General features: G+C 61.2%; 21 protein-coding genes. 19 read left to right on the top strand and 2 right to left on the bottom strand.

Annotated elements, in window-relative coordinates:
- Positions 1–24 precede the first annotated feature (24 nt).
- The 4 genes from VGK27_06010 to aspS are packed head-to-tail and all read left to right on the top strand — an operon-like array spanning position 25 to position 6,893.
- Positions 25–2,403 (top strand): ComEC/Rec2 family competence protein, encoded by a 2,379-nt coding sequence (locus VGK27_06010; protein ID HEY3489657.1) that lies wholly within the window; start codon positions 25–27, stop codon positions 2,401–2,403.
- A 46-nt stretch (positions 2,404–2,449) separates the two neighbouring features.
- Positions 2,450–3,844, top strand: coding sequence for a GGDEF domain-containing protein (locus VGK27_06005; protein ID HEY3489656.1), 1,395 nt, complete (start codon positions 2,450–2,452; stop codon positions 3,842–3,844).
- Positions 3,841–5,100, top strand: a complete 1,260-nt coding sequence (hisS, locus tag VGK27_06000) for a histidine--tRNA ligase (protein HEY3489655.1) — start codon at positions 3,841–3,843, stop codon at positions 5,098–5,100. Before VGK27_06005 ends, hisS begins: the two co-directional genes overlap by 4 nt.
- Before the next feature lie 2 nt (positions 5,101–5,102).
- On the top strand, positions 5,103–6,893 hold the full coding sequence (aspS, locus tag VGK27_05995) for an aspartate--tRNA ligase (GenBank protein HEY3489654.1): 1,791 nt from the start codon (positions 5,103–5,105) through the stop codon (positions 6,891–6,893).
- Between the two features lie 109 nt (positions 6,894–7,002).
- Here the strand turns inward: aspS and pal are convergent, their stop codons facing one another.
- Both pal and VGK27_05985 read right to left on the bottom strand, forming a co-directional pair.
- Complete coding sequence (gene pal / locus VGK27_05990; protein ID HEY3489653.1) at positions 7,003–7,854, bottom strand: peptidoglycan-associated lipoprotein Pal; 852 nt, start codon at positions 7,852–7,854, stop codon at positions 7,003–7,005.
- Positions 7,854–8,144, bottom strand: coding sequence for a DUF4398 domain-containing protein (locus tag VGK27_05985; protein ID HEY3489652.1), 291 nt, complete (start codon positions 8,142–8,144; stop codon positions 7,854–7,856). The genes pal and VGK27_05985 overlap by 1 nt, the downstream gene beginning before the upstream one ends.
- A 296-nt stretch (positions 8,145–8,440) precedes the next feature.
- Here VGK27_05985 and mdh point away from each other — a divergent pair, with 296 nt between their 5' ends.
- The 15 genes from mdh (at position 8,441) to glyS (ending at position 22,281) form a co-directional block, all read left to right on the top strand.
- The gene (gene mdh, locus VGK27_05980) at positions 8,441–9,406 is read left to right on the top strand and encodes a malate dehydrogenase (GenBank protein HEY3489651.1); all 966 of its coding nucleotides are present in this window, start codon (positions 8,441–8,443) and stop codon (positions 9,404–9,406) included.
- Between the two features lie 136 nt (positions 9,407–9,542).
- Positions 9,543–10,709 (top strand): ADP-forming succinate--CoA ligase subunit beta, encoded by a 1,167-nt coding sequence (gene sucC, locus VGK27_05975; GenBank protein ID HEY3489650.1) that lies wholly within the window; start codon positions 9,543–9,545, stop codon positions 10,707–10,709.
- A gap of 10 nt (positions 10,710–10,719) precedes the next feature.
- Complete coding sequence (sucD, locus tag VGK27_05970; GenBank protein ID HEY3489649.1) at positions 10,720–11,598, top strand: succinate--CoA ligase subunit alpha; 879 nt, start codon at positions 10,720–10,722, stop codon at positions 11,596–11,598.
- Positions 11,599–11,623: 25 nt separating this feature from the next.
- Positions 11,624–11,857, top strand: a complete 234-nt coding sequence (locus tag VGK27_05965) for a 4Fe-4S binding protein (GenBank protein ID HEY3489648.1) — start codon at positions 11,624–11,626, stop codon at positions 11,855–11,857.
- A gap of 32 nt (positions 11,858–11,889) precedes the next feature.
- Positions 11,890–13,020, top strand: a complete 1,131-nt coding sequence (locus tag VGK27_05960; GenBank protein HEY3489647.1) for a 2-oxoacid:acceptor oxidoreductase subunit alpha — start codon at positions 11,890–11,892, stop codon at positions 13,018–13,020.
- Complete coding sequence (locus tag VGK27_05955; GenBank protein HEY3489646.1) at positions 13,020–13,853, top strand: 2-oxoacid:ferredoxin oxidoreductase subunit beta; 834 nt, start codon at positions 13,020–13,022, stop codon at positions 13,851–13,853. The genes VGK27_05960 and VGK27_05955 overlap by 1 nt, the downstream gene beginning before the upstream one ends.
- A gap of 4 nt (positions 13,854–13,857) precedes the next feature.
- Positions 13,858–14,400 carry a 2-oxoacid:acceptor oxidoreductase family protein gene (locus VGK27_05950; GenBank protein HEY3489645.1) on the top strand — a complete coding sequence of 181 codons (543 nt, stop codon included), beginning with the start codon at positions 13,858–13,860 and terminating at the stop codon, positions 14,398–14,400.
- A 2-nt stretch (positions 14,401–14,402) separates the two neighbouring features.
- Positions 14,403–14,822: a nucleoside-diphosphate kinase gene (gene ndk, locus VGK27_05945; GenBank protein HEY3489644.1), complete on the top strand. Its 420-nt coding sequence runs from the start codon at positions 14,403–14,405 to the stop codon at positions 14,820–14,822.
- Positions 14,823–14,907: 85 nt separating this feature from the next.
- Positions 14,908–15,939, top strand: a complete 1,032-nt coding sequence (gene rlmN / locus VGK27_05940) for a 23S rRNA (adenine(2503)-C(2))-methyltransferase RlmN (protein HEY3489643.1) — start codon at positions 14,908–14,910, stop codon at positions 15,937–15,939.
- A 52-nt stretch (positions 15,940–15,991) separates the two neighbouring features.
- Positions 15,992–16,849 (top strand): S-methyl-5'-thioadenosine phosphorylase, encoded by an 858-nt coding sequence (mtnP, locus tag VGK27_05935; GenBank protein ID HEY3489642.1) that lies wholly within the window; start codon positions 15,992–15,994, stop codon positions 16,847–16,849.
- On the top strand, positions 16,846–17,607 hold the full coding sequence (locus tag VGK27_05930; GenBank protein ID HEY3489641.1) for a tetratricopeptide repeat protein: 762 nt from the start codon (positions 16,846–16,848) through the stop codon (positions 17,605–17,607). Before mtnP ends, VGK27_05930 begins: the two co-directional genes overlap by 4 nt.
- Positions 17,608–17,617: 10 nt before the next feature.
- Positions 17,618–18,436 (top strand): RodZ domain-containing protein, encoded by an 819-nt coding sequence (locus tag VGK27_05925; protein HEY3489640.1) that lies wholly within the window; start codon positions 17,618–17,620, stop codon positions 18,434–18,436.
- An 8-nt stretch (positions 18,437–18,444) separates the two neighbouring features.
- Positions 18,445–19,197: a DNA repair protein RecO gene (gene recO / locus VGK27_05920; GenBank protein HEY3489639.1), complete on the top strand. Its 753-nt coding sequence runs from the start codon at positions 18,445–18,447 to the stop codon at positions 19,195–19,197.
- Positions 19,198–19,312: 115 nt separating this feature from the next.
- Entirely contained in the window at positions 19,313–20,173 is an 861-nt protein-coding gene (locus VGK27_05915; GenBank protein ID HEY3489638.1) for a glycine--tRNA ligase subunit alpha, read from the top strand.
- Positions 20,174–20,199: 26 nt separating this feature from the next.
- Positions 20,200–22,281 carry a glycine--tRNA ligase subunit beta gene (gene glyS, locus VGK27_05910; GenBank protein HEY3489637.1) on the top strand — a complete coding sequence of 694 codons (2,082 nt, stop codon included), beginning with the start codon at positions 20,200–20,202 and terminating at the stop codon, positions 22,279–22,281.
- Positions 22,282–22,303 lie beyond the last annotated feature (22 nt).

Below are 22,303 nucleotides of genomic sequence, written 5' to 3'. Positions count from 1 at the left end.
ACGGGCGTTGCACCTTGGGCGTCCATGCAGACGCGCCCGTTTCAGGGAACCGCCCCGTTTTTCCTCCTGTCCGCAGCGTTCCTCCTGGGGCACGTCGTCGGCCTCGCGGCCTGTGACGCCTGGGGGGGCGTCGCCGCCGGGTTCGGGTTGCTCGCGCTGCTTTCCGCTGCCTTTCATCTCCCCGCACCCACCACGGCCGGCCTCGTCATGGCGCTATGCGGCGCCCTGGCATCGGGACGCGCAGGGTTCGTCGATCCGGTTCACGCCCGCCCGTTCTTCGACAACGAAACGGTCATTCGCGGGATCGTACCGAGCGTCCGTCACACCGATTCCGGGTGGAGCGGCATCGCCGACGACGTCACATTGTCGACGCTGGACGGATCGAAAAAGCTCCGCCTCGGGCATGTGGCGATCAGCATCCGGAATCCCGATGCTTCCGCCGTCTTCCCAGCCCAATTACGTGCGACCGGCCGGCTGCATACGATCCGCAGCATGGGAAACGGGATCGAAATTCCCCGGGAATGGGAAGTGCTCGCCAACGGGACGCAATTCATCTTTTCGGCAGAGGCGGGGAAGACGGTCCTGTTGCCATGCACGGAGGGCGATTCGCTGTTCCCTTCTGCGCGGGAAAGGACGGGGCGATGGATAGAACGCGTCACAGGAAAATCGGAAGGGGGTCTCTATCTTCTTTCGCTCGCCAACGGGCAAGTTCCGCCGTCGCGTCATCCGCTGGTCGTCCTTTTCCGGCAGACCGGGCTTGCCCACCTGTTTGCCATCTCGGGCATCAACGTCGCCATCTTCTATGCGATGCACGCTTTTTGCGTTCGGGCATTGGTCTGGGGCTTCCTGCGGCGAAGGGGCGGTCCGGATCTCAATCGCATCTCATGTCTGGCCTCGCTCCCGATTTGTTGGGCCTACGTCCTGATGGCCGGTCTCCCGATCCCCGCGATTCGATCGGCCGGAATGATCACGATCGCCGTCCTTCTCTGGCATGCCTTCGGCGTCCGGGGCGCCGGATTCTGTTTTTCGCTCGTATTCTTGTTCGCGGTCCTGGGGGCGCCGTTTGCGTTCCTGACGCCTTCTTTTCAGCTTTCTTTCGTTGCTGTCTTTTTTCTGATTGCCGCGACGGGCGGAAACGATGGGCAACCAGAACTCGGCCACGGTATTAACGGTTACGGATCGAGAACGCTTCATTGGATCATCGGCGCGATAGAGGCTTCCGGCGTCGCCTTTTTCGGGACCCTTCCGGTCGCGGCCGCTTTTTTCCAGGGCGTTCCCGCCGGTGCCATCCTGTGGAACGTGTTGTTCGGACCGTTGCTAGGGACTGCGGGCGTGGCCGGCGCCTTTCTCGCGGTGATCGGGGGAGTATTCCAGGTTCGATTCCTGGAAACGCCGGTCCGCTGGACGGCCGACCTTCTGGGATGGGAGATCGGCTGGCTCCGCAGGCTGTCGGGAGACGGCGCCGGCTATTGCCGCCTACCGCCCGTCGGGGCGGGGGCGATGACGGCGGCCGTCCTCTTCGCTGCAGCGGGAGCATTGTGGCTTCGATCCCGGGGACGAAAGGCGTGGCCCGCTCCGCTGGCAGGAGCGCTCCTCCTCCTCGCCTGGATCCACCTGCCATACTTGGCGATGCCCGACGCACGGCTGACCCTGACTGCGCTCAATGTCGGGAACGGGGCTTCGCATGTCATCGGCTTTCCGGGTGGAGGGACCATGGTGCTCGATTGCGGGAGCGCACTTCGCGGCGATTCCGGCGCCCGGATCCTGGTCCCGTTTCTCAGGTCACAGGGGGTTCGAAAAGTCGATCTTCTCATCCTGTCCCATCCTCACGAGGATCATTACGGCGGTGCCTGCGCCTTGCTGGAGGCGATGCCTGTTTCCGAGGTCTGGATCCCGGAGGATGTTCCGAAGGAGGGATTCGGCCCAGCCCTCGCGAATTATAGAGGGGTGTTGCGGGCAGTCGGCAGGGGCGTCGAAAGGATCTGCGGGGGGGCGGTAGTCTCGGTTCGGTCGGCCGGCGAAGGTGACAAGAATAGTGCCAACGCATCCAGTCTCGTAATCGAAGCCAGGTATGGCCGTTTCTGCGCCTGGCTTCCGGGCGACATCGAGGGAGGGCCTTCGGCCTGGGGACCGATCCGCGACCATAAACAGGAATGGCGGGCGTTATTCTTGCCGCATCACGGGTCTCCCGGAGCCGATCCCGAAGGTTGGGTGACGGCGGGGAATCCGGATATCGCCGTAATCCAAAATAGAAATTGTTTGGCCGGGAAAAATCTGATAACTTCGGAAAGGGTTTTGGCCCTTGAAAACGGGGCTTTGACCTTCATGACCGATGGCCGTTCCGTGCGCGCCATCCAGGAAAACGGCTATCGTTTCTGGCAGTTGCTTTGTCGCCAGTACTGACTGGCGGAAAGAGAAGGAGTTCTCAAATTATCGCCCGGGTTCCCAGATGTCCAAGAATCGCGTCCTGATTCTCGCCCCCGATGGGGAGGCGATCGCGTCATCCATCCGGAGCGCCCCGTTAAAAGACGTCCACTTCTTCGTCATGTCCGATTGGGAAAAGGGCGTTGCTGCGCTTGCCCAGGAATACTTCTCGTTGATTATCATTCGCATCTTCCCGGAGGCGACCGATCCGCGCTCTTCCGGAGAGGTCCTTTCCAAGCTCGCACCCAAGACGCCGATCGTCCTGATCGCCTCCCCGACCGACGGCCTGTCCGTTCGCAACGCGCTGCAATGCGGCGTGTCCGACGTCGTGTTCGAAGACCGGCTGGCCGACGAGCTTGTCCCCCTGATCGAGCGATATCTATTCATGGGATACGGGGCCGTTCGCAAGATGTCGCTCGACGAGCTTTTCGAATATTCCATTCCGGTCCTCACGACCACCGATATGAACCTGCTGGCGCTGACGGTTCTCGAAAAAATGAGCGAACTGGTCGGAGCGACTTACGGCGTGCTTTTCCGCGAACAAGAAGAATCCGGGACCGGCGGGTTTTCGGTTGTCGCCTCCAGCGGATTTGCCGACGAGTCGCTCGTAGCCGAATTCCTGCTTCGTTTCGGCGGCGGGGCGCTCCATGCAGCGACGCCGCTCCCGACCGTCGTCCCGGCCGAAGAGATCTCGACGATCCATCCCGAGGACAGCCTCATTCTGGGTGAAAGCCGCAATTTCTTCCTGCTCCGTTTCGATCTCATGCCCGGCGTCTCCATCCATCTTGTGCTCGGACTCCGGAACCTCCTGGCGCCGGACGTCGTCAACAGCGTTCTGCTCGATTTCCTTATCCGCCAGGCACGCTTCGCCTTCCTCAATTCCGAAAGATCGGTGCAGACCCAGAACCTCATCTACATCGATGACCTGACCAAGCTCTACAACAGTCGATATCTCAATGTCGTTCTCGACCGCGAGCTGAAACGGTCCGAACGTTATCGCAATTTCTTCTCCGTTCTTTTCATGGACCTCGATTTCTTCAAGCGCATCAACGACACGCACGGCCACCTCGTCGGCAGCCGCGTCCTCATCGAGGTCGGGGCGGTGCTTCGTTCCTGCGTCCGCGAGACCGATACGGTTGTCCGATACGGCGGCGACGAATTCGTCGTAGTGCTGGTCGAGACCAACGCCGACGAAGCGTTTCTCGTCGCCGAGCGCATGCGAAAGCTGATCGAAGCCAAGTGGTTCGGCCAGGAAAACGGCCTCAGTCTCCATCTGACGATCTCGATCGGGATCGCGGCGTTCCCCGAGCATGCCTCGACCAAACAGCATCTTCTCAACCTGGCCGACCAGGCGATGTACCGGGGCAAGGAATCGACGAGGAACGTGGTTTATCTCGCCGATACGCAGGCCGTGCCATGAGCCTTCAACCCGTGCGGGGGATGAAAGACCTTCTTCCCCCCGAATCCCTCCGCTGGGCCGCCCTCGAGGCGGCTTTTCGTTCCTGCGCCGCAGACCACGGCTTTTCCGAGATCCGGACGCCGGTCCTCGAGAAGACCGAGCTGTTTTCGAGGGGCGTCGGCGAGTCTACAGACATCGTCGAAAAAGAGATGTACACCTTTCCCGACCGCTCCGGCGACAGCTTGACGTTGCGGCCCGAAGGCACCGCGGCGGTCGTGCGAGCCGTCCTGTCGGGCCGGGCCGAGATCGGGGAATGGCCTGCGCGTCTTTTTTACATCGGGCCGATGTTCCGGCACGAGCGTCCGCAGAAGGGGAGGCTCCGACAATTCCACCAGCTCGGCGCCGAGCTGTTCGGCACCGATGCCCCCCTTGCCGACGCCGAGGTGATCGCATTCCTCTACCGGTTCCTGAAGGGTGTCGGTCTCGATGATGTTTCGCTCCAGATCAATACGCTCGGCGATCCGGCCTGCCGACCCGCCTACAATCGCGCCCTCACCGACTTCCTGGCCGAGCGCGACGAGGCGCTTTGCGACGATTGCCGCCGCCGCCGGCTGACCAACCCGCTTCGCGTGCTCGACTGCAAATCAGAGCGGTGCATCGCCGCCACGATCGATGCGCCCTCCATCCTCGACATGCTCTGTGCCGATTGCCTTTCCCATTTCGAGACGGTCGAGGCCGCCCTTCGTTCGCTCGACGTACCCTTCGCACGCAATCCGCGCATGGTCCGCGGGCTCGATTACTATCGCCGGACCACCTTCGAATTCGTGATCCCGGGGATGGGCGCCCAGAACACCGTGGCGGCCGGGGGCCGTTACGACGGGCTGGCCGAGATGCTGGGATCGAAAGAGCGCATTCCGGCGATCGGCTTCGCCATTGGCATCGAGCGGCTGATGATGCTCGTCCCGGACGAGGCCGTACCCGTGCGGGCCGACGCGTTCTTCGTGACCTCTTCGCCACGGCACCTTCCCGAGGCCTTTGCCTGGCGGATGCGGCTGGCCGAGATCGGGGTGCGGGCCGAGATGGACTACGAATCCCGCAGCATGAAAAGCCAGTTCCGGCGTGCCGATCGATCCGGGGCTTCCGTGGTCGTCGTCTTCGGAGATGCCGAATGGGAGCGCGGGACCGTCGGCTATCGTGACATGGGGGCCGGGCAGCAGGAAGAGCTTCCCGTCGACGAGGCCCGTCGACGGCTCGAACGACTATCCAAAGGAGGATGACGGTGGAACCTTTTCTGCCTGAACATAAACGGACACTGTATTGCGGAGATCTCCGCAGCTCGGACATCGGCCAGGAAGTCGTCCTGTGCGGTTGGGTGCACCGGCGCCGAGACCACGGCGGGCTGGTCTTCGTCGACCTGCGCGACCGGGCCGGACTCGCACAGATCGTGATCGATCCCGAGACGTCCGCGGACGCCCACGCCAAGGCCGACGCCATCCGGTCCGAATACGTGCTCTCGGTCCGGGGCATTGTCCGCCCCCGTCCTGAGGGAACCGTCAATCCCAACATGGTGACCGGCGAAGTCGAGGTCCAGGCGACTTCCATCGCGATCCTGAACGAGTCCAAGCCGATCCCGTTTTCGCTCGACGACGACAGCGACGTCGCCGAGAATGTCCGCCTGAAATACCGCTACCTCGACTTGCGCCGCCCCTCGATCCAGCGCGTCTTCCTTAAGCGTGCGCAGATCGCGAGGTCGGTGCGCGACTACCTGGCCGAGAACCGGTTTATCGAGATCGAGACGCCCGTGCTCACGAAGAGCACCCCCGAGGGCGCCCGCGACTATCTCGTTCCGTCGCGCGTCAACCCCGGGATGTTCTATGCACTCCCCCAGTCGCCCCAGCTCTTCAAGCAGATCCTGATGATCGCGGGATACGACCGCTACGCCCAGATCGTCAAGTGCTTCCGCGACGAGGACCTGCGGGCCGACCGGCAGCCCGAGTTCACGCAGATCGACGTCGAGATGTCCTTCGTCGACCGCGATGACGTTCTCTCCATGATGGAGGGACTCATGGCGCGCGTGTTCAAGGACGTCGCGGGCCACGAGGTCCCGTTGCCCCTGAAGCGGATGCCCTACCGGGAGGCGATGGACCGGTTCGGCGTCGACAAGCCCGACACCCGGTTCGGCGTCGAGATCGTCGACTTCACCGAACTGCTCGGCAAGAGCGAATTCCGCGTGTTCAACGAGGTGGTGGCCAAAGGCGGCGTCATCCGGGGCATCGTCGCCCCCGGGATGGGCGAGTCGAGCCGCTCCGAGGTCGCGGCGTTCGAGGAGGTCGCGAAGATCGGTGGGGCGAAGGGGCTCGCGCCCTGGAAAGTCACAGCCGAGGGGCTTTCCTCCCCGATCGCGAAGTTCTTCTCCCCCGAGCAGGTCGCCGCCGTCCTCTCGAAGAGCGGGGCGAAGCCGGGAGACCTCATCCTCATGGTCGCCGACGCGTTCCTCACCGCCTGCGATTCGCTCGGTCGCCTCCGGCTCCACGTGGGGGAGAAGTGCGGGCTCATCGACGAGTCCCGCTTCGAATTCCTCTGGGTTGTCGATTTCCCGCTGCTCGAGTGGGACAAGGAAGAGAAGCGCTGGAATGCGATGCACCACCCGTTCACCGCGCCGATCGACGAAGACCTGCAATATCTCGACAGCGATCCGGGCAAGGTGCACGCCAAGGCGTACGACATGGTTCTCAACGGTTCCGAAATCGGCGGCGGCAGCATCCGAATCCACCGGCAGGACATCCAGTCGCGTATGTTCGGGTTGCTCAACATCACCCCCGAGGACGCCAAGGTCAAGTTCGGCTTCCTGCTCGACGCCCTAGAGTTCGGCGCACCGCCGCACGGCGGGCTGGCCTTCGGGCTCGACCGGCTGGCGATGATCCTGTCCGGCGCCAAGTCGTTGCGCGACGTCATCGCGTTCCCCAAGACCCAGAAGGGAACCTGCCTCATGACCGACGCGCCCAACGTCGTCGATCCGAAGCAACTGCGCGACCTCTACATTCGCTCGGTGGTCCCGGAAAAAAAGTAGCACGCACGTCCCCTCCCGTCGGGAGGGGGACGGACGGAAAAGGAAAGGGCCGGAGATCGCATTGATCTCCGGCCCTTTCTTGTAGCAGGGCTTGATCCGAAAAGAAGGGTCAGGGCGTGAGTACGAACACCGCGCGGCGGTTGAGCGCCCAGGCCGTGTCGTCGTGCCCCTGGACCAGCGGTCGTTCCTTGCCGAAGGAGACGGTGGTCAGCCTCCCGGGGGCGAGACCGAGGTTGACCAGGTAGTCGCGCGTGGCGTTCGCACGTCGTTGACCAAGCGCAAGGTTGTATTCGCTGGTGCCTCGTTCGTCGCAATGGCCTTCGACGAGCAACTTGGCATTCGGATGGTTCTTCATGTACGACGCGATGACGAGCAGGATCGGCTTGGCGTCCTCGCGGATGACCGATTCGTCGAAATCGAAGTGGATGTTCTCGAAGGAGCCTTCCTCCTTCTGGATGGCGGGCACGGGAGCCGGCCGGAACGGCGCCGGCTGTGACGCGTTGCCGGGCGGGACGGGCGGCGTCGACGGAGGCGCGGTCTCGGGAGTGCCAGGGGCGCCCGGCGTGGTGGCTGCCGGAGTGGAAGTGGGCGATTCGTTCTTTCCCTGGTCGCCTGTGCCCGAGGGTGGCGCCATCGTCTGCGAAGAGGCGGGCTTGCACCCCTTCATCTTCTCCATCAGCGCCTCGACGGCCTTCTCAGTTTCGAGAAGCGATTCATTGAACACTTCGAACCGCTCGCCGGACTCGTGCTGCGCGTGCTCGAGAGCAACCTTGGCGACGGCCAGTTCCTTGGGAGCGCATTCCTTGGCGCCGGCGCTTTCTGCTTGGGCGATCCGGTTGGCGAGCGTTTCGAGGCGGTCGGACTCGCCACGGGTTAATTGGCGCTTGGCGCATCCCGAGATCGCGAGGCCCGCAATCAGCAGAACGGCGAAAAGCAGGTGGATGCGGTTGTGGACCCTCATCAGCGGCTTCCTCCCTTGGCCTTCTCGAGCGCTTCAACCGAGAATTTATCGGACTTGGCCGCATACTCGCGTGCTTCGTCTCCGTCGCCTTCGGACGCCTCGTGCTCGGCACGATTCAGGTACGATTCGGCCAAGTAATACTCGTAAGGCGCCTTTGCTTCAGCGCCGGCGGCCTTCGTTCGCCCGAACGATTCACGCGCGTTGCGGAGCGCACTGTTCGTGGCGCAGCCGGTGAGCAGAAAACATACAAGCAGGATAGACAGGGACCATGGTAGCAGGGTCCGTCTCATCGCTACCTCCTTTGGGATGGGTTGATAAAGATAATGTTTACACCTTTTTTGTCGGCAAGGGGTATCAAAAAAGGTCGAGCGGCATATCCGGTCGCACAGTCGTCGTTTGAGGCGTTTGTCGTTTAGTGGAAGGTCCGGAAGTCATCCCCCCCCGAACGGGGGTGAAAACCCTGTTTCTCCTTGACACGATAAGCTCTTTCTGTATATTTTATCCGTGGTTCGCGTATCATGCCCTAATCCAAAACGCCAGTTTACCAGTTAGCCCGGCGCTTCCCAACATTTCGAGGAGGACGCGGATGCCCCGCAGGAAAGTCACCGTCATCGGAGCCGGCAACGTCGGCGCAACGACGGCCCAGCGGCTGGCGGAGAAGAATTTCTGCGATGTCGTTCTCGTCGATATTGTCGAGGGAATGCCGCAGGGCAAGGCGCTCGACATCATGCAATCGGGACCCATCCTCGGGTACGACAGCAAGGTGACCGGAACCAACAACTACGAAGACACCTCCGGATCCGAAATCGTCGTCATCACCTCCGGGCTTCCCCGGAAGCCCGGCATGAGTCGAGACGACCTGCTGAAGGTCAATGCCGGGATCGTCCAGGAAGTCACCCGCAAAGCGCTTTCCAAATCACCGGGTGCGATCCTGATCGTCGTGTCGAATCCGCTCGATGCGATGACCTACGTCGCATCAAAAGTCGCCTCGCACGATTTCGGCTATTCCGATTCCGACGTCCAGCGGAAAGTCATGGGGATGGCGGGAGTCCTCGATTCCGCGCGCTTTCGCACCTGCATCGCGACGGAGCTCGGGGTTCCCGTGACCGAAGTCGAAGCCATGACGCTGGGCGGGCACGGCGACAGCATGGTGCCGCTGGTACGCTCCGCGACGGTGAAGGGCGTTCCGGTATCCGATCTGCTGTCAGCCGAGCGGATGGCGGCCATCGTCGACCGTACGGCCAAGGGCGGAGCCGAGATCGTCGCCCTTCTCAAGACCGGATCCGCCTATTATGCCCCATCGGCATCGGCGGCCCTGATGGTCGAATCCATCTTCTTCGACAAGAAGATGGTTCTCCCCTGCGCTGTCAGGTCTTACGGTCATTATGCCGGCTGCGATGGTCTTTTCGTCGGTCTTCCGGCCCGGCTCGGTTCATCCGGCGTCGAGGAGGTCCTCAAGTTCGACCTGTCGGAATCCGAATCGTCCATGCTCCGAAAATCGGCCGAAGAAGTTAGAGAACTTTGCGATGCCGTAGACCGTCTCGGGTTTTAGAAGACGTTTCTTTGACTTGTTCTTGTCATGCAGGGAAGGGGGGCATTGTCCCCCCTTTCCGTTAACCGGCGACAGGCAGGGGACCGGCTCCGGTTCGGGAGCCGGATGTGAAACCAAGAGGGAGGAGATTCAGGGGATGAATATCCACGAGTATCAGGCCAAGGAGCTGCTGGCAAGGTATGGGGTCGCCGTGCCCAGGGGCGCAGTCGCCGATATGGCCATCGAGGCCGAGGCGGTTGCGAAGGAGATCGGCGGGCCGGTCGTCGTCAAGGCCCAGATCCACGCTGGGGGGCGTGGGAAGGGAGGCGGCGTCAAGCTTGCGAATACGCCGACCGAAGCGCGCGACTTTGCCGCACAGATGTTCGGGATGCAGCTTGTGACCTACCAGACCGGTCCCGAAGGCCAGCGGGTCAAGCGGGTCCTCGTCGAGCAGGCGAGCAAGATCAAGAAGGAACTCTACCTCGGCCTCGTCATCGACCGGACGCTCGGACGGGTCACGATCATGGCTTCCACCGAGGGCGGCGTCGACATTGAAAAGGTCGCGCACGATTCCCCCGACAAGATCCTGAAGGAATCGATCGATCCCGTCATCGGGCTCATGCCTTACCAGGCGCGCAATCTGGCCTTCGGCATCGGCATCCCGACGCTGCTCATCAGCAAGGCGGTCAAGCTGATGGCCGGTCTCTACAAGGCGTTCATCGAGACCGATTGCTCACTCCTCGAGATCAATCCGCTCGTGATCACCGAGGACGGCGATCTGTTCGCCCTCGACGCCAAGATGAACTTCGACGGGAACGCCATGTTTCGCCAGAAGGCAATCCAGGAGCTTCGCGATTTCGACGAAGAAGACCCGGCCGAGGTCGAGGCGTCCAAGTACGGCATTTCCTACATCGCGCTCGACGGCAACATCGGCTGCATGGTCAACGGCGCCGGGCTCGCGATGGCCACGCTCGACATGATCAAGATCGCCGGCGGGTCGCCGGCCAACTTTCTCGACGTCGGCGGCAGCGCGACCACCGAGACGGTCACGAACGCCTTCCGTCTTATCCTTTCCGATCCCAAGATCAAGGCGATCCTCGTCAACATCTTCGGCGGCATCATGAAGTGCGACGTGATCGCCAACGGCGTCGTCGAGGCTGTTAGAACGTTGGGCCTCACGGTGCCGCTCGTCGTCCGGATGGAGGGCACCAACGTTGATCTCGGCAAGGAGATCCTCAACAAGTCGGGGCTCAACATCATCACAGCGCCAGACATCCGGGAGGCGGCCGAGCAGGTTGTCGCCGCCGCCGGCGCGTCGAACTAAGGGGGGAATCATGGGCGTCTGGGTTGATAAATCGACTCGTCTTCTGATCCAGGGAATCACCGGCAAGGTCGGCGCTTTCCACGCGCAGCAAATGCTGGAATACGGCACCACGGTCGTCGGAGGCGTCACGCCCGGAAAATGGGGCGAAAAGGTTCACGGCATTCCCGTCTTCGATACGGTCAAGGATGCCGTCAAGGTCACTGGCGCCAATGCCACGGTGATCTACGTGCCGCCCCCGTTTGCCGCGGATGCCATCTGCGAGGCGGTCGAAGCGGAAATCCCGCTCGTCGTCTGCATCACCGAAGGTGTACCGATCCTCGATATGGTCAAGGTCCGACGCGCCCTCGAATGCAAGAAATCGCGGCTGATCGGTCCCAACTGTCCCGGCATCATTACCCCGGGGCAGTGCAAAATTGGTATAATGCCTGGATATATTCACAAGCCGGGCTCGGTCGGTATCGTGTCCCGATCCGGAACGCTCACATACGGAGCGGTCTGGCAGACGACCAAGCTGGGCATGGGGCAGTCCAGCTGCATCGGAATCGGCGGCGATCCGGTCAACGGAACCAACTTCATCGATTGTCTCGCTGCATTCGAAGCGGATCCGGAAACGGAGTCGATCATCATGATCGGCGAGATCGGCGGGACCGCCGAGGAAGAGGCCGCAATCTTCGTGAAAGAGCACATCACGAAGCCGGTCTGCGGATTCATCGCAGGGCAGGCGGCTCCCGCAGGGAAGCGTATGGGGCACGCGGGGGCGATTATCTCCGGCGGAAAAGGGACTGCCGCGGAAAAGTTCGAGGCGTTCCGGGCCGCGGGCATCACGGTCATCGAGACGCCGGCCGACATCGGATCCACTTTGGCAAAGCGTTTGGGCAAGACTGTTTAATAATCCTTCAGGAAGGAAAGGGTCAATGGCACAACAAGCTGCAGTCGAAAAGGTCGAGATTTCCGAAAACCAGAAAGTCAGGATCACCATCATCCCGCGGTTCTGCAAGGGGTGCGAAATCTGTCCGAAGCTTTGCCCCACCCAAGTGCTGGGCATGGAGATGTTCAAGGTGAAGGTGCTCGACGTTGACAAGTGCATCATCTGCAACGCATGCGAGCTCCGCTGCCCCGACTTCGCGATTTCCATCGAAAAGAAATAACGAATCCAAAGACCAGCAAAAGGAGAGATACGGTGAGCAAGACCAAACTGCTCCAGGGTAACGATGCATGCGCGGAGGGGGCGCTCTACGCGGGCTGCCGATTCTTCGCCGGTTATCCGATCACCCCGTCGACCGAGGTGGCGGAGTTCATGTCCAAGGAACTGCCGAAAGTCGGCGGCCACTTCATCCAGATGGAAGACGAGATCGCGGCCATGGGCGCCGTCATCGGCGGGTCCCTCGCGGGCGCCAAGTCGCTGACGGCCACATCCGGTCCCGGCTTTTCGCTCAAGCAGGAGAGCCTGGGCTACGCGATGTTGACCGAGGTCCCCTGCGTGGTTCTCAACGTCATGCGGGGCGGCCCCTCGACGGGCGTGCCGACCGGCCCCGGCCAGAGCGACATCATGCAGTGCAAGTGGGGAACCCACGGCGACCACCCTGTCATCTGCCTGACTCCCGGGTATGTGCAGGAAATCTTCGACGAGACCATTCGTGCGTTCAACCTGTCCGAGAAATACCGCACGCCCGTCATCATCGCCTACGACGAGATCGTCGGCCACATGCGCGAGCGCGTCGAGATTCCCGATGCCGGCGTCATCCCGGTCATCGACCGGACCAAGCCGCCCAAGGGACTCGACAAGTACCTGCCCTATGACGACACAAAGGGCGACGTGCCTCCGATGGCCAACTTCTTCGAAGGGTACCGCTACCACGTAACCGGTCTCAACCATGCGCCCGACGGATTTCCCGTCAACGCCTCCCCGCGGATCCAGACCGACGAAGAACGGTTGATTCGCAAGGTCGACGGCAACCGGAAGGATATCTGCAAGAACGAAACCTACAAACTCGAAGATGCCGAGATCGCGATCTTCGCCTACGGTTCGACCGCACGCGGCGCGAAGGATGCGATCGACGCGGCCCGCGCCGAAGGCATCAAGGTCGGCCTTTTCCGTCCTTTGACCATTTGGCCGTTCCCCGATGAAGCGGTCGCCGAAGTGGCGAAGAAGGTCAAGACGATCATCGTTCCCGAGCTGTCGCTCGGCCAGATCATTCTCGAAGTCCAGCGCGTGTCCGCGGGGCAGTGCAAGATCGAGGGCATCTTCCGGGTCGACGGAGACCCGATCTACCCGGCCCAGATCCTTGCGAAGATCAAGGAGGTCAAGTAATGGCTTTCGATTACAACCAGTTCATTCGCGCCGGGAAGCTTCCGCACATCTGGTGCCCCGGCTGCACCTACGGCATCGTGTTCAAGTCGATCATCCGTTCGCTCGATGCGATCAAGCAGAACAAGGACGACCTGGCGGTGGTTTCCGGCATCGGCTGCGCCTCCCGCCTCCCGGGCTACCTTGATGCCAACACGCTGCATACGGCGCACGGCCGTGCCCTGACGTTCGCCACCGGCATCAAGATGGTGCGTCCCGAGAAGCGGGTCATCGCGCTCAGCGGCGACGGCGACGCCACCGCGATCGGCGGGAACCACTTCATCCACGCCTGCCGGCGCAACATCGACATCACCGTGCTTGTCCTCAACAACTTCATCTACGGCATGACCGGCGGCCAGCATTCCCCGACGACTCCGAAGGGGCACATCGCCACGACCATGCCTTACGGCAACATCGATCCCAACTTCGACATCCCGAAGCTGGCGATCGGCGCTGGCGCCTCCTTCGTTGCGCGCGGCACTGCATACCATGTGCCGGCCCTCGACAAGCTTCTCATCGAGGCAATCAACCACAAGGGCCTTTCCGTGGTCGAGATCGTCAACGCGTGCCCGACGACGCACGGTCGGCGCAACAAGTTCAAGAATCCGACCGACCAGCTGCTCTGGATGAAGGACACCTTCCTGCCGGCGGCGGCGTTCGAAAAGCTTCCGCCCGAAAAGACCGAAGGGAAGCTTCCGATGGGCGTGCTCTACAAGAAAGAAGACGCAACCGAATACTGCGAGAACTACGACGCCATGGCACAAGGCGTTCGCCAGAAGATTGAGGGGAGGGCCTGATCCGATGAGCCAGTATGAAATCCGTTTTTCCGGTTCGGGCGGGCAGGGACTGATCCTCGCCGGCGTCATATTTGCCGATGCAGCCGCGATTTACGACAAGATCAGCGCGGTCCAGAGCCAGTCCTATGGCCCTGAAGCCCGAGGCGGCGCCTCCAAGAGCGAAGTCATCATCTCCGATCACCAGATCCAGTTCCCGAAGGCCACGGCGATCGACATCTGCCTCGCTTTGACCCAGGAAGCCGCGAACAAGTACTACAAGGACATCAAGAAGGGCGGCACGCTGCTGATCGACGAGGATTTCGTCCGCGAGGCGCCCACGGGCGACTTCAAGGTCGTCAAGCTTCCGATTATCCGGACGGCGGCGAAAGACATCGGCAAGGCGTTCGTAGCGAACATCGTCGCGGTCGGCGCCATTACCGCACTCGCAAAAAAAGTCACCCTGGAATCGGTCGAAAAGGCCGTTCTCTCCCGCGTCCCGAAAGGCACGGAAGAAATGAACAAGAATGCACTCAAGGCCGGTTACGAACTTGGCAAGGCGGTGATGTAAACGTGATCCAGCGAACGCTTTCCATCGTCAAGCCCGACGGCGTCCGAAAGGGCGTCATCGGTGAGGTCATCAGCCGTTTCGAGAAGGCAGGTATTCGCATCGTCGCCATGCAGATGCGTCAGCTCTCCCGCAAGGACGCCGAAGGGTTCTATGCGGTCCACCGCGAGCGGCCGTTCTTCGGCGAGCTCTGCGAGTTCATGACCTCCGGCCCCGTGGTGGTCATGGTCCTCGAGGGGGATAACGTCATCGCCCGTAACCGGGAGCTGATGGGGGCCACCGACCCGAAGAAGGCCGCCCCGGGTACCATCCGGGCCGTTTTTGCCGATAGCATCAGCGAGAACATCGCCCATGGGTCCGATGCCCCCGAAACGGCGGCATTCGAGATCTCCTGGTTCTTCCGGGGGCTCGATATCGTTTCCTGAGGCGTTTGCAAATTCCGCAATGCGAAATCCCCGGTTCGCCCATCGCGGCGAGCCGGGGATTCGTTTTTTGCGATAGAATAATTGGATGTCTACCGAACTGAAAGGGATGACGATTTCCGAGCTCGAGGCCTTCTTCTTCGCCGAGGGGAAGGAGCGGTTCCGGGCCCGCCAGCTATCCCGCTGGCTCTATCAGCGTTACGTCGACGGCTTCGAGGCGATGACCGATCTTTCGAAGCCGTTCCGGGAGCAACTCGCGCAGGGATGCACGCTGACCGCTCCGGTAGTCGATACAATCGAGAGTTCCGGGGACGGAACCGAGAAATATCTTTTCCGGCTCCAGGATGGCCATTCGGTCGAAAGCGTGATGATCCCCGAGGAAGGGCGGACGACGCTCTGCGTCTCCTCGCAGGTCGGGTGCGCGATGCGCTGCGGATTCTGCGCGACCGGGGCCGTCGGCTTCAAGCGCAACATGACTGCCTCCGAAATCGTGAACCAGGCGATTTTCGCTGCGAAGCGCCTCGCATCAAGAGGTGAAAAGCTGACCAACATCGTATTCATGGGCATGGGCGAGCCGCTCGAGAATTTCGAGGAGGTCTGCCGTGTCGTCGACATCCTCCTCTCCGTCTACGGGTTCCATCTGTCAGGGAAAAGAGTCACCGTTTCCACTTCCGGGATCATTCCCGAGATGCTATCCCTTTCCGAACGATACCCCGTGAGCATCGCCGTCTCGCTCAATGCGGCAAGGGACGACCTGCGTTCGGCGCTCATGCCGATCAACCGGAAATACCCCCTTCGGGATCTTGTTCAGGCCATGCGAAAAATCCCGCTTCACCGGGGGCGCAAGGTCACCGTCGAATACGTCCTGTTGAAGGGGGTCAACGATTCCCCGTCGGACGCACGCGAGGTCGCGAGGTTGCTCAAGGGGATTCCCGTGAAAATGAACCTCATCCCGTTCAACGCGCATGAATTCGGAGAATTCGTTTCCCCGCCGCAGTCCGTAGCCGATGCCTTCCGGGATATCCTCGTCGATGCGGGGATGCTTGCGATCACGCGCGGGAGGCGGGGCGACGATATCCGGGCCGCGTGTGGCCAGCTCAGTGCGGGGAATACCCGCTGAGATCTGTTATTGTACGGGTGATCCAATTATGTTGTCGGGAGAATGGCGGAAGATGATGCAGAGACTTGGAATCATCGGCGGTTCGGGGCTCTACGAGATGGAGGCATTGAAAGACGTTCGCGAGGTGAGCGTCAAGACCCCTTTCGGCGATCCTTCGGATGCCCTGATCGTGGGCGACCTCGCAGGGACCCCCGTTGCATTTCTCCCGCGTCATGGCCGAGGGCATCGGATCCCCCCCTCCGAAATCAATTACCGGGCCAACATCTATGCGATGAAAAAGGTGGGCGTCTCGGCCGTCCTCTCGATTTCGGCGGTCGGGAGCATGAAGGAAAAGATTCGTCCCGGAGACATCGTCGTGGTCGACCAGTTCTACGACAACACGAAGTTCCGCCCGAACACCTTCTTTACCGACGGCATCGTCGGGCACATCCAGTTTGCCGACCCGGTTTGCCATTCCCTGGCGGGCGTTGCCCTCAAGGCGTCGAAGTCCGTCGTCAAGCGTGTCCACAAAGGAGGCACTTACCTCTGCATGGAAGGGCCGGCTTTTTCGACGCGGGCCGAATCGGGCATCTATCGGAAGTGGGGGGTCGACGTCATCGGCATGACCAATATGCCCGAGGCGAAGCTGGCGCGCGAAGCCGGGCTCTGCTATGCGACGCTGGCGCTCGCGACCGATTATGATTGCTGGCGGGAGGGGCATGAGGACGTCTCGGTCGACGCCATCGTCGCCGTCCTCCGGAAAAACGTCGAGAACTCCAAGCGAATCATTCTCGAGGTCGCGAAGCGATTAGCGGAACGCCCCGAATGCGGATGCTCCGATTCCCTCAAGTACGCCATCCTGACCGATCCCGAAAAAATAACCGCAAGCGCCAAAAAGCGGCTTGCGCTCATTCTCGGGAATCGCGCGTGAAGGCCAACCGGGCCTGCCTGCTCCTCGTCGCGTTGATGGCCGCATCCGGTTGCGCCACTTCATCGACGATCGATCCCAAGGCAGGAGCGTCGGCGCACATGCAGATGGGGATCTCCTACTTGCGGCAGAACAATATTCCCATGGCCATGCGCGAGCTGTCCGAGGCTTCCACCCTGGATCCCGAAAATCCCGAAGTCGATCTCGGATTCGGCTTCGCGTACCAGGCACGCGGCGAGCACGAAGAGGCCGCGCGCCGGTTCCGGCAAGCGATCGCGAAAAGGCCGGGTTATTCCGAGGCGCACAACGGGCTGGGCTCCTCCCTCAGCTTCCTCGGTAAAAGCGACGAGGCGTTAAAGGAATTCGAGATCGCGGCACGCGACGTCTACTACACGACGCCCGAGCTCGCCTGGTTCAATATGGGCGAAGAGTACCGCCATCTTCGACGTTTCGACAAGGCCGACGAGATGTATCGAAAGGCGGTTTCCCTGAACGACAAGTTTCTCGATGGGCATCTTCGCCTGGCTGCGGTTCGCGTCGAGGAAAAGCGCTTTGCCGATGCGGCTGCGGGGCTCGAACAGGCGATCGATCGCAATCCCGGATTCGTCCAGGGGTGGCTCGAGCTCGGACGAATCTACATGAGTCTTGGCCGGAAAGACGCTGCCCGGAAGGCATTCCTGAATGTGTCCGCAGGATCCGGCGACGCATCGACGCGGAAGTTGGCAGCCGAATATATCAATCTGCTTGATGCGAAAAGGTGAAGGCGATTTCATGAACGCAGGGGAACGCTGGAAATCCAAAAGGGAATCTCTCGGGAAAACCATGGCCGAGGTGGCCGCCGAGCTCCGAATCAGCCAGAAATATATCCGGGGGATCGAAGAGGGGCGCTTCGATGGATTTCCCGCCCGCGTCTTCACGATCGGGTTCATCAAGACGCTCGGGTCGTTCCTGGAGGAAGATCCCGAGCCGTTGATCCAGGAATATGTTTCCCAGGTCGGAGACCAGGGCGCGAACGACACGCAACAAACCGTGGCCGTCAGGCCGCAGTGGGTCGAAAAGGCTCAGGAGCGCGGAAGCCGGATGGTCTATTACCTTCTGGCCGCGCTGGCGGTGCTTTTCATCGGGACCGCCCTGTCCTGGTATTCTTCCAGGCAGATCCGCCAAGTTTCGCTCCTCCCCGTCCTCGGGCCCAAACCTGTGCCGGGCCCGGCCGGCCCGCAACACCCCACGGCGGATAACGCCTCTTCGGCTACAGCAAGCCCCGGAGGCGACAATCTCGCCCGGACCGCCCCGTCTGTCGCTCAGGAGGGGATTTCCGATAATGGGGTCGCTGTTACAGCCGGAGAGGTTTCGCCCCCGTTCCAGCTTTATCTCGAGGCGAACGACCAAACGTGGCTGATGTACAGCATGGACGATGCCGATCCCCTCGATACCATGCTCTACCCCGGTGACAAGATCAGCATCCAGGCGCAACGGAAAATTTTCCTGAAGCTCGGAAACGCGGGGGGGATCGTCGGAACGCTCAATGGCAGCCGCATGGCACCATTTGGTAAAAAAGGGCAGGTCCGGGTCATCACCCTGGGGAAGTAATTCCGCCGATGCCGTCTTCCGGCCCCCGCACCCTGCATGCCTCCCGCGCTTTTCTCGTCCGCACCTCCGACATGGGCGAGGCGGACCGACGAATCACCCTTTTTTCCGAAGCCGAGGGCACCGTCTCCCTGATCGGTAAATCGGCCAGAAAAAGCCGCAAGCGATTCGGCGGCCTCCTTCAAAGATACCTTCTGCTCGATATCCATTGGTCCGCCATGTCCGACCGGATGCCCGTTCTTGAACAAGCCGTCCTGGTGGCCTCCTTCTGGGAAATCGTGGAAGACTGGGAGAAGGTCCGGCACGCCGACTACTTGCTTGAACTGACGGTCAACCTGTTCCCGCAACCCGGCCCCAAGCCCAAGGCGTTCGAGGCGCTTTTTGCCGGGATGCGCGCACTTGCGCTCGGAGACAACCCGGCCACGATCGTCCTGAGAACCGAAGCGGCGATGCTGTCGATTGCGGGGTGGGGCCCCAATCTGTCAGGATGCAAGGCTTGCGGAACGTCCCAAGCGGCGTCTTTTCGATTCGCGGTTTCGGAAGGGGTGATGGCCTGCGCGTCCTGTCCGGGAGGTTCGGGAACGCCGGTTTCACTCGGAGCGGTCAAGACTTGGCGAGCGCTCCAGTCATCTTCCCCCTCGATCCTGGGGCGGATCCGGATTGCAGAGCCGATTCTCTCGGAATTGCAGGCAGTTGTTCCGAAATATGTCGAGTATTGCATCGGGAAATCGCTTCGGAGCCTCGGGGGTGGGCAACACGGGTGAGGTGGTTGAAACCCCTTGTAATTCTGTAATATTTCTTGACGCGAACGCATTGCAGATGTTATGAAAGCCTATTCTTTTTCCAAACTCGGAGGACGCGTTGTTTTTCCAGGATCTAGTGCTTGCACTGCAACGGTTCTGGGCTGATAAGGGCTGCGCAATCCAACAACCATACGATATCGAGGTCGGTGCGGGAACGTTCAACCCGGCGACTTTTTTGCGGGCCTTGGGGCCGGAACCCTGGAACGCCGCCTACGTCGAGCCTTCGCGTCGTCCGACAGACGGCCGATATGGCGAGAACCCGAACCGGCTCCAGCACTATTATCAGTTCCAGGTCATCATGAAGCCGTGTCCCACGAATTTCGTCGACCTCTATATCGAGTCGCTGAGGGCCGTCGGCATCGACCCGGCTCGCCACGACATCCGGTTCGTCGAGGACGACTGGGAGTCCCCCACGCTTGGCGCCTGGGGGCTCGGCTGGGAAGTCTGGCTCGACGGCATGGAGATCACCCAGTTCACCTATTTCCAGCAATGCGGCGGGATCGATCTGAAGCCGGTTTCCGGCGAGATCACCTACGGGCTCGAGCGCATCGCGATGTATCTGCAAAACGTCGATAACGTCTTCGACCTCAAGTGGGTCGGCAACCTTACCTACGGCGACGTGCACCATCGCGACGAGGTCGAGTTCTCCCGGTACAATTTCGAGTCGGCCGATGTCGAGATGCTGTTCACCCTGTTCCAGATGTACGAGCACGAGTGCAAGCGGCAGATCGAGGCCGGTCTGGTGCTTCCCGCATACGATTACTGCCTCAAATGTTCCCATGCTTTCAACCTGCTCGATGCGCGCGGCGCCATTTCCGTCACCGAGCGAACTTCCTACATCGGGCGGGTCCGGAACCTGGCGCGCCTGTGCGCCGAACATTACCTGAAGTCGCGCGAATCGCTCGGGTTCCCCCTGGTCGGAAAATTCTCCGGCTGATCGACGAACAAACAAAAAGAGGGTTCATGGAACGCGATTATCTGCTCGAGATCGGTTGTGAAGAAATTCCGGCGGGATTCGTCGGTCCGGCGCTCCGGAACGGGTCCCAGCTGCTGGCGGAAGCCTTGCGGAAGGCTCGTCTTTCCTTCGACAAAATCGAAATCTACGGCACACCGCGTCGACTGGCCTTCCTCGTGCGCAGCCTCAAGGAATCGCAGGATTCCTCCGAGGAAACCGTTCTCGGCCCACCCAAGAGCGTTGCATTCGATGCCGACGGGAAACCAAGCAAGGCCGCAGCCGGATTCGCCCGTTCGCAGGGGGTCGATATCGAAACGCTTCGGCTCTTCCCGACGGAGCGTGGCGAATACCTGGGCATCGTCAAGAGCGAGGCGGCGCATCCAACCGTCGAGATCCTCCCGAAAGTCGTGGCCGAGTTCATCCCGTCGATCCCATTCCGGAAATCGATGCGGTGGGCCGACCTCGATGTCCGTTTCGTTCGCCCGGTCCAGTGGATCGTTTCCCTTTACGGAGAAGAGACGATTCCCTTCGGTTTCGGGAACGTCGTTGCCGGGAACGCCAGCTTTGGCCATCGCTTCCTTTCAAGCGGCCCGATACTTCTCCATTCACCGGCCGATTATGTCTCGTCGCTCGAGGCCGCGTCGGTCCTGGTCGAGCTCGAGGACCGCAAGCGTCTGATCCGGGAGGGATTGCTCGAAATCGAAAAGCAGGTCGGAATCCGGTGGGTCGTTGACGAACCGCTTCTTGAGACCGTCGGCAACATTGTCGAGTTCCCGGTTGTGATGATGGGGCGGTTCGAACAGAAATACCTCTCGCTGCCCCGTGAGATTCTCGTGACCACGATGCGCAACAACCAGAAATATTTCGTTTTCGAAGATGCCTCCGGGAAGCTGTTCCCCGGATTTGCATTCGTATCCAATACCAAGGTCATTGATCCGGATGTCGTCGTGGCCGGCAACGCCCGGGTCCTGCGGGCTCGCCTATCCGACGCCGAGTTCTACTACTCCGACGACCTCAAGATCCCGCTCTTCGATCGGGCGCAGGCGCTCAAGTCGGTCCTCTTCCAGAAAGACATGGGGACCTATTGGGAAAAGGTCGAGCGTATGGCCGACGTCGCCGGTTACGTCGCATCCTGGGCGTGTCCGGGCAAGGATGCCGATTGCCGACGTGCCGCCATCCTTTCGAAAGCCGACCTGACCACCGGCGTGGTGAAGGAGTTTCCCGAGCTCCAGGGGATCATGGGAAGCCATTACGCCTCCCGCTCCGGCGAGACCGTCGAGATTGCGCTCTCCATCCAGGAACATTATCTTCCCAAAGGGCAGGCCGACGAGCTGCCCTCGACCGAGATCGGTGCTGTCGTGGCGCTTTCCGACAAGATTGACATGATCTGCGGCTGTTTCGGGGTCGGTCTTATCCCGACCGGCACAGCCGATCCTTACGCACTTCGGAGGCAGACGCTCGGCGCGCTTGCGATTCTCGAATCGCGGGATCTGCGCATCCCGCTGGCGGGCCTTGTCGACCGGTCGCTCGAAGCCCTCTCTGGAAAGCTCAAGAGTCCCGCTTCCGAAGTCCGTCAGAAAGTTCTCGAGTTCTTCTCGGGCCGTCTCTTCAACCTGTGGACTGCCAAAGGCGTTCCCGCCGACCTGGCCGAGGCGGTCCTGGCCGCCGGACTGACCGACGTCGTCGACTTGAAGGCCAAGCTCGACGCGCTGGTCGTTTTCCGGGCAGACCCGGCATTCGAACCGCTCGCCGAAGTGTTCAAGCGGGCGATAAACATCACAAAGAATTTCGAAGGGTCCACCCCCGTGTCGCCGGATCTGTTCGAGCATGAGGAAGAGCGCGTTCTTTTTTCCGCCGTCGAATCGGTGTCCTCCCGTGTTCGGGAAGCTGCCGCCGAAGGCCGCTACGGTGACGCGCTCGGGCAGATGGCCTCGCTTCAATCGGTCGTGGCTGCCTTTTTCGAGAAAGTGCTCGTGATGGCGAAAGAAGACCAGGTCAAGAACAACCGGTTGGCATTGCTAAAGAATATGTCCGGCCTTTTTTCCTCGGTGGCCGATTTCTCGAAAGTCGCATCGAACAAGGCAGGTTAATCGCGAACACCACTTCCTAATC

The organism is Candidatus Deferrimicrobiaceae bacterium, from assembly GCA_036504035.1.
In the GTDB taxonomy this organism is placed as follows: Bacteria; Desulfobacterota; Deferrimicrobia; order Deferrimicrobiales; family Deferrimicrobiaceae; genus JANXPS01.
This window is presented reverse-complemented; position numbering and strand designations above follow the sequence as displayed.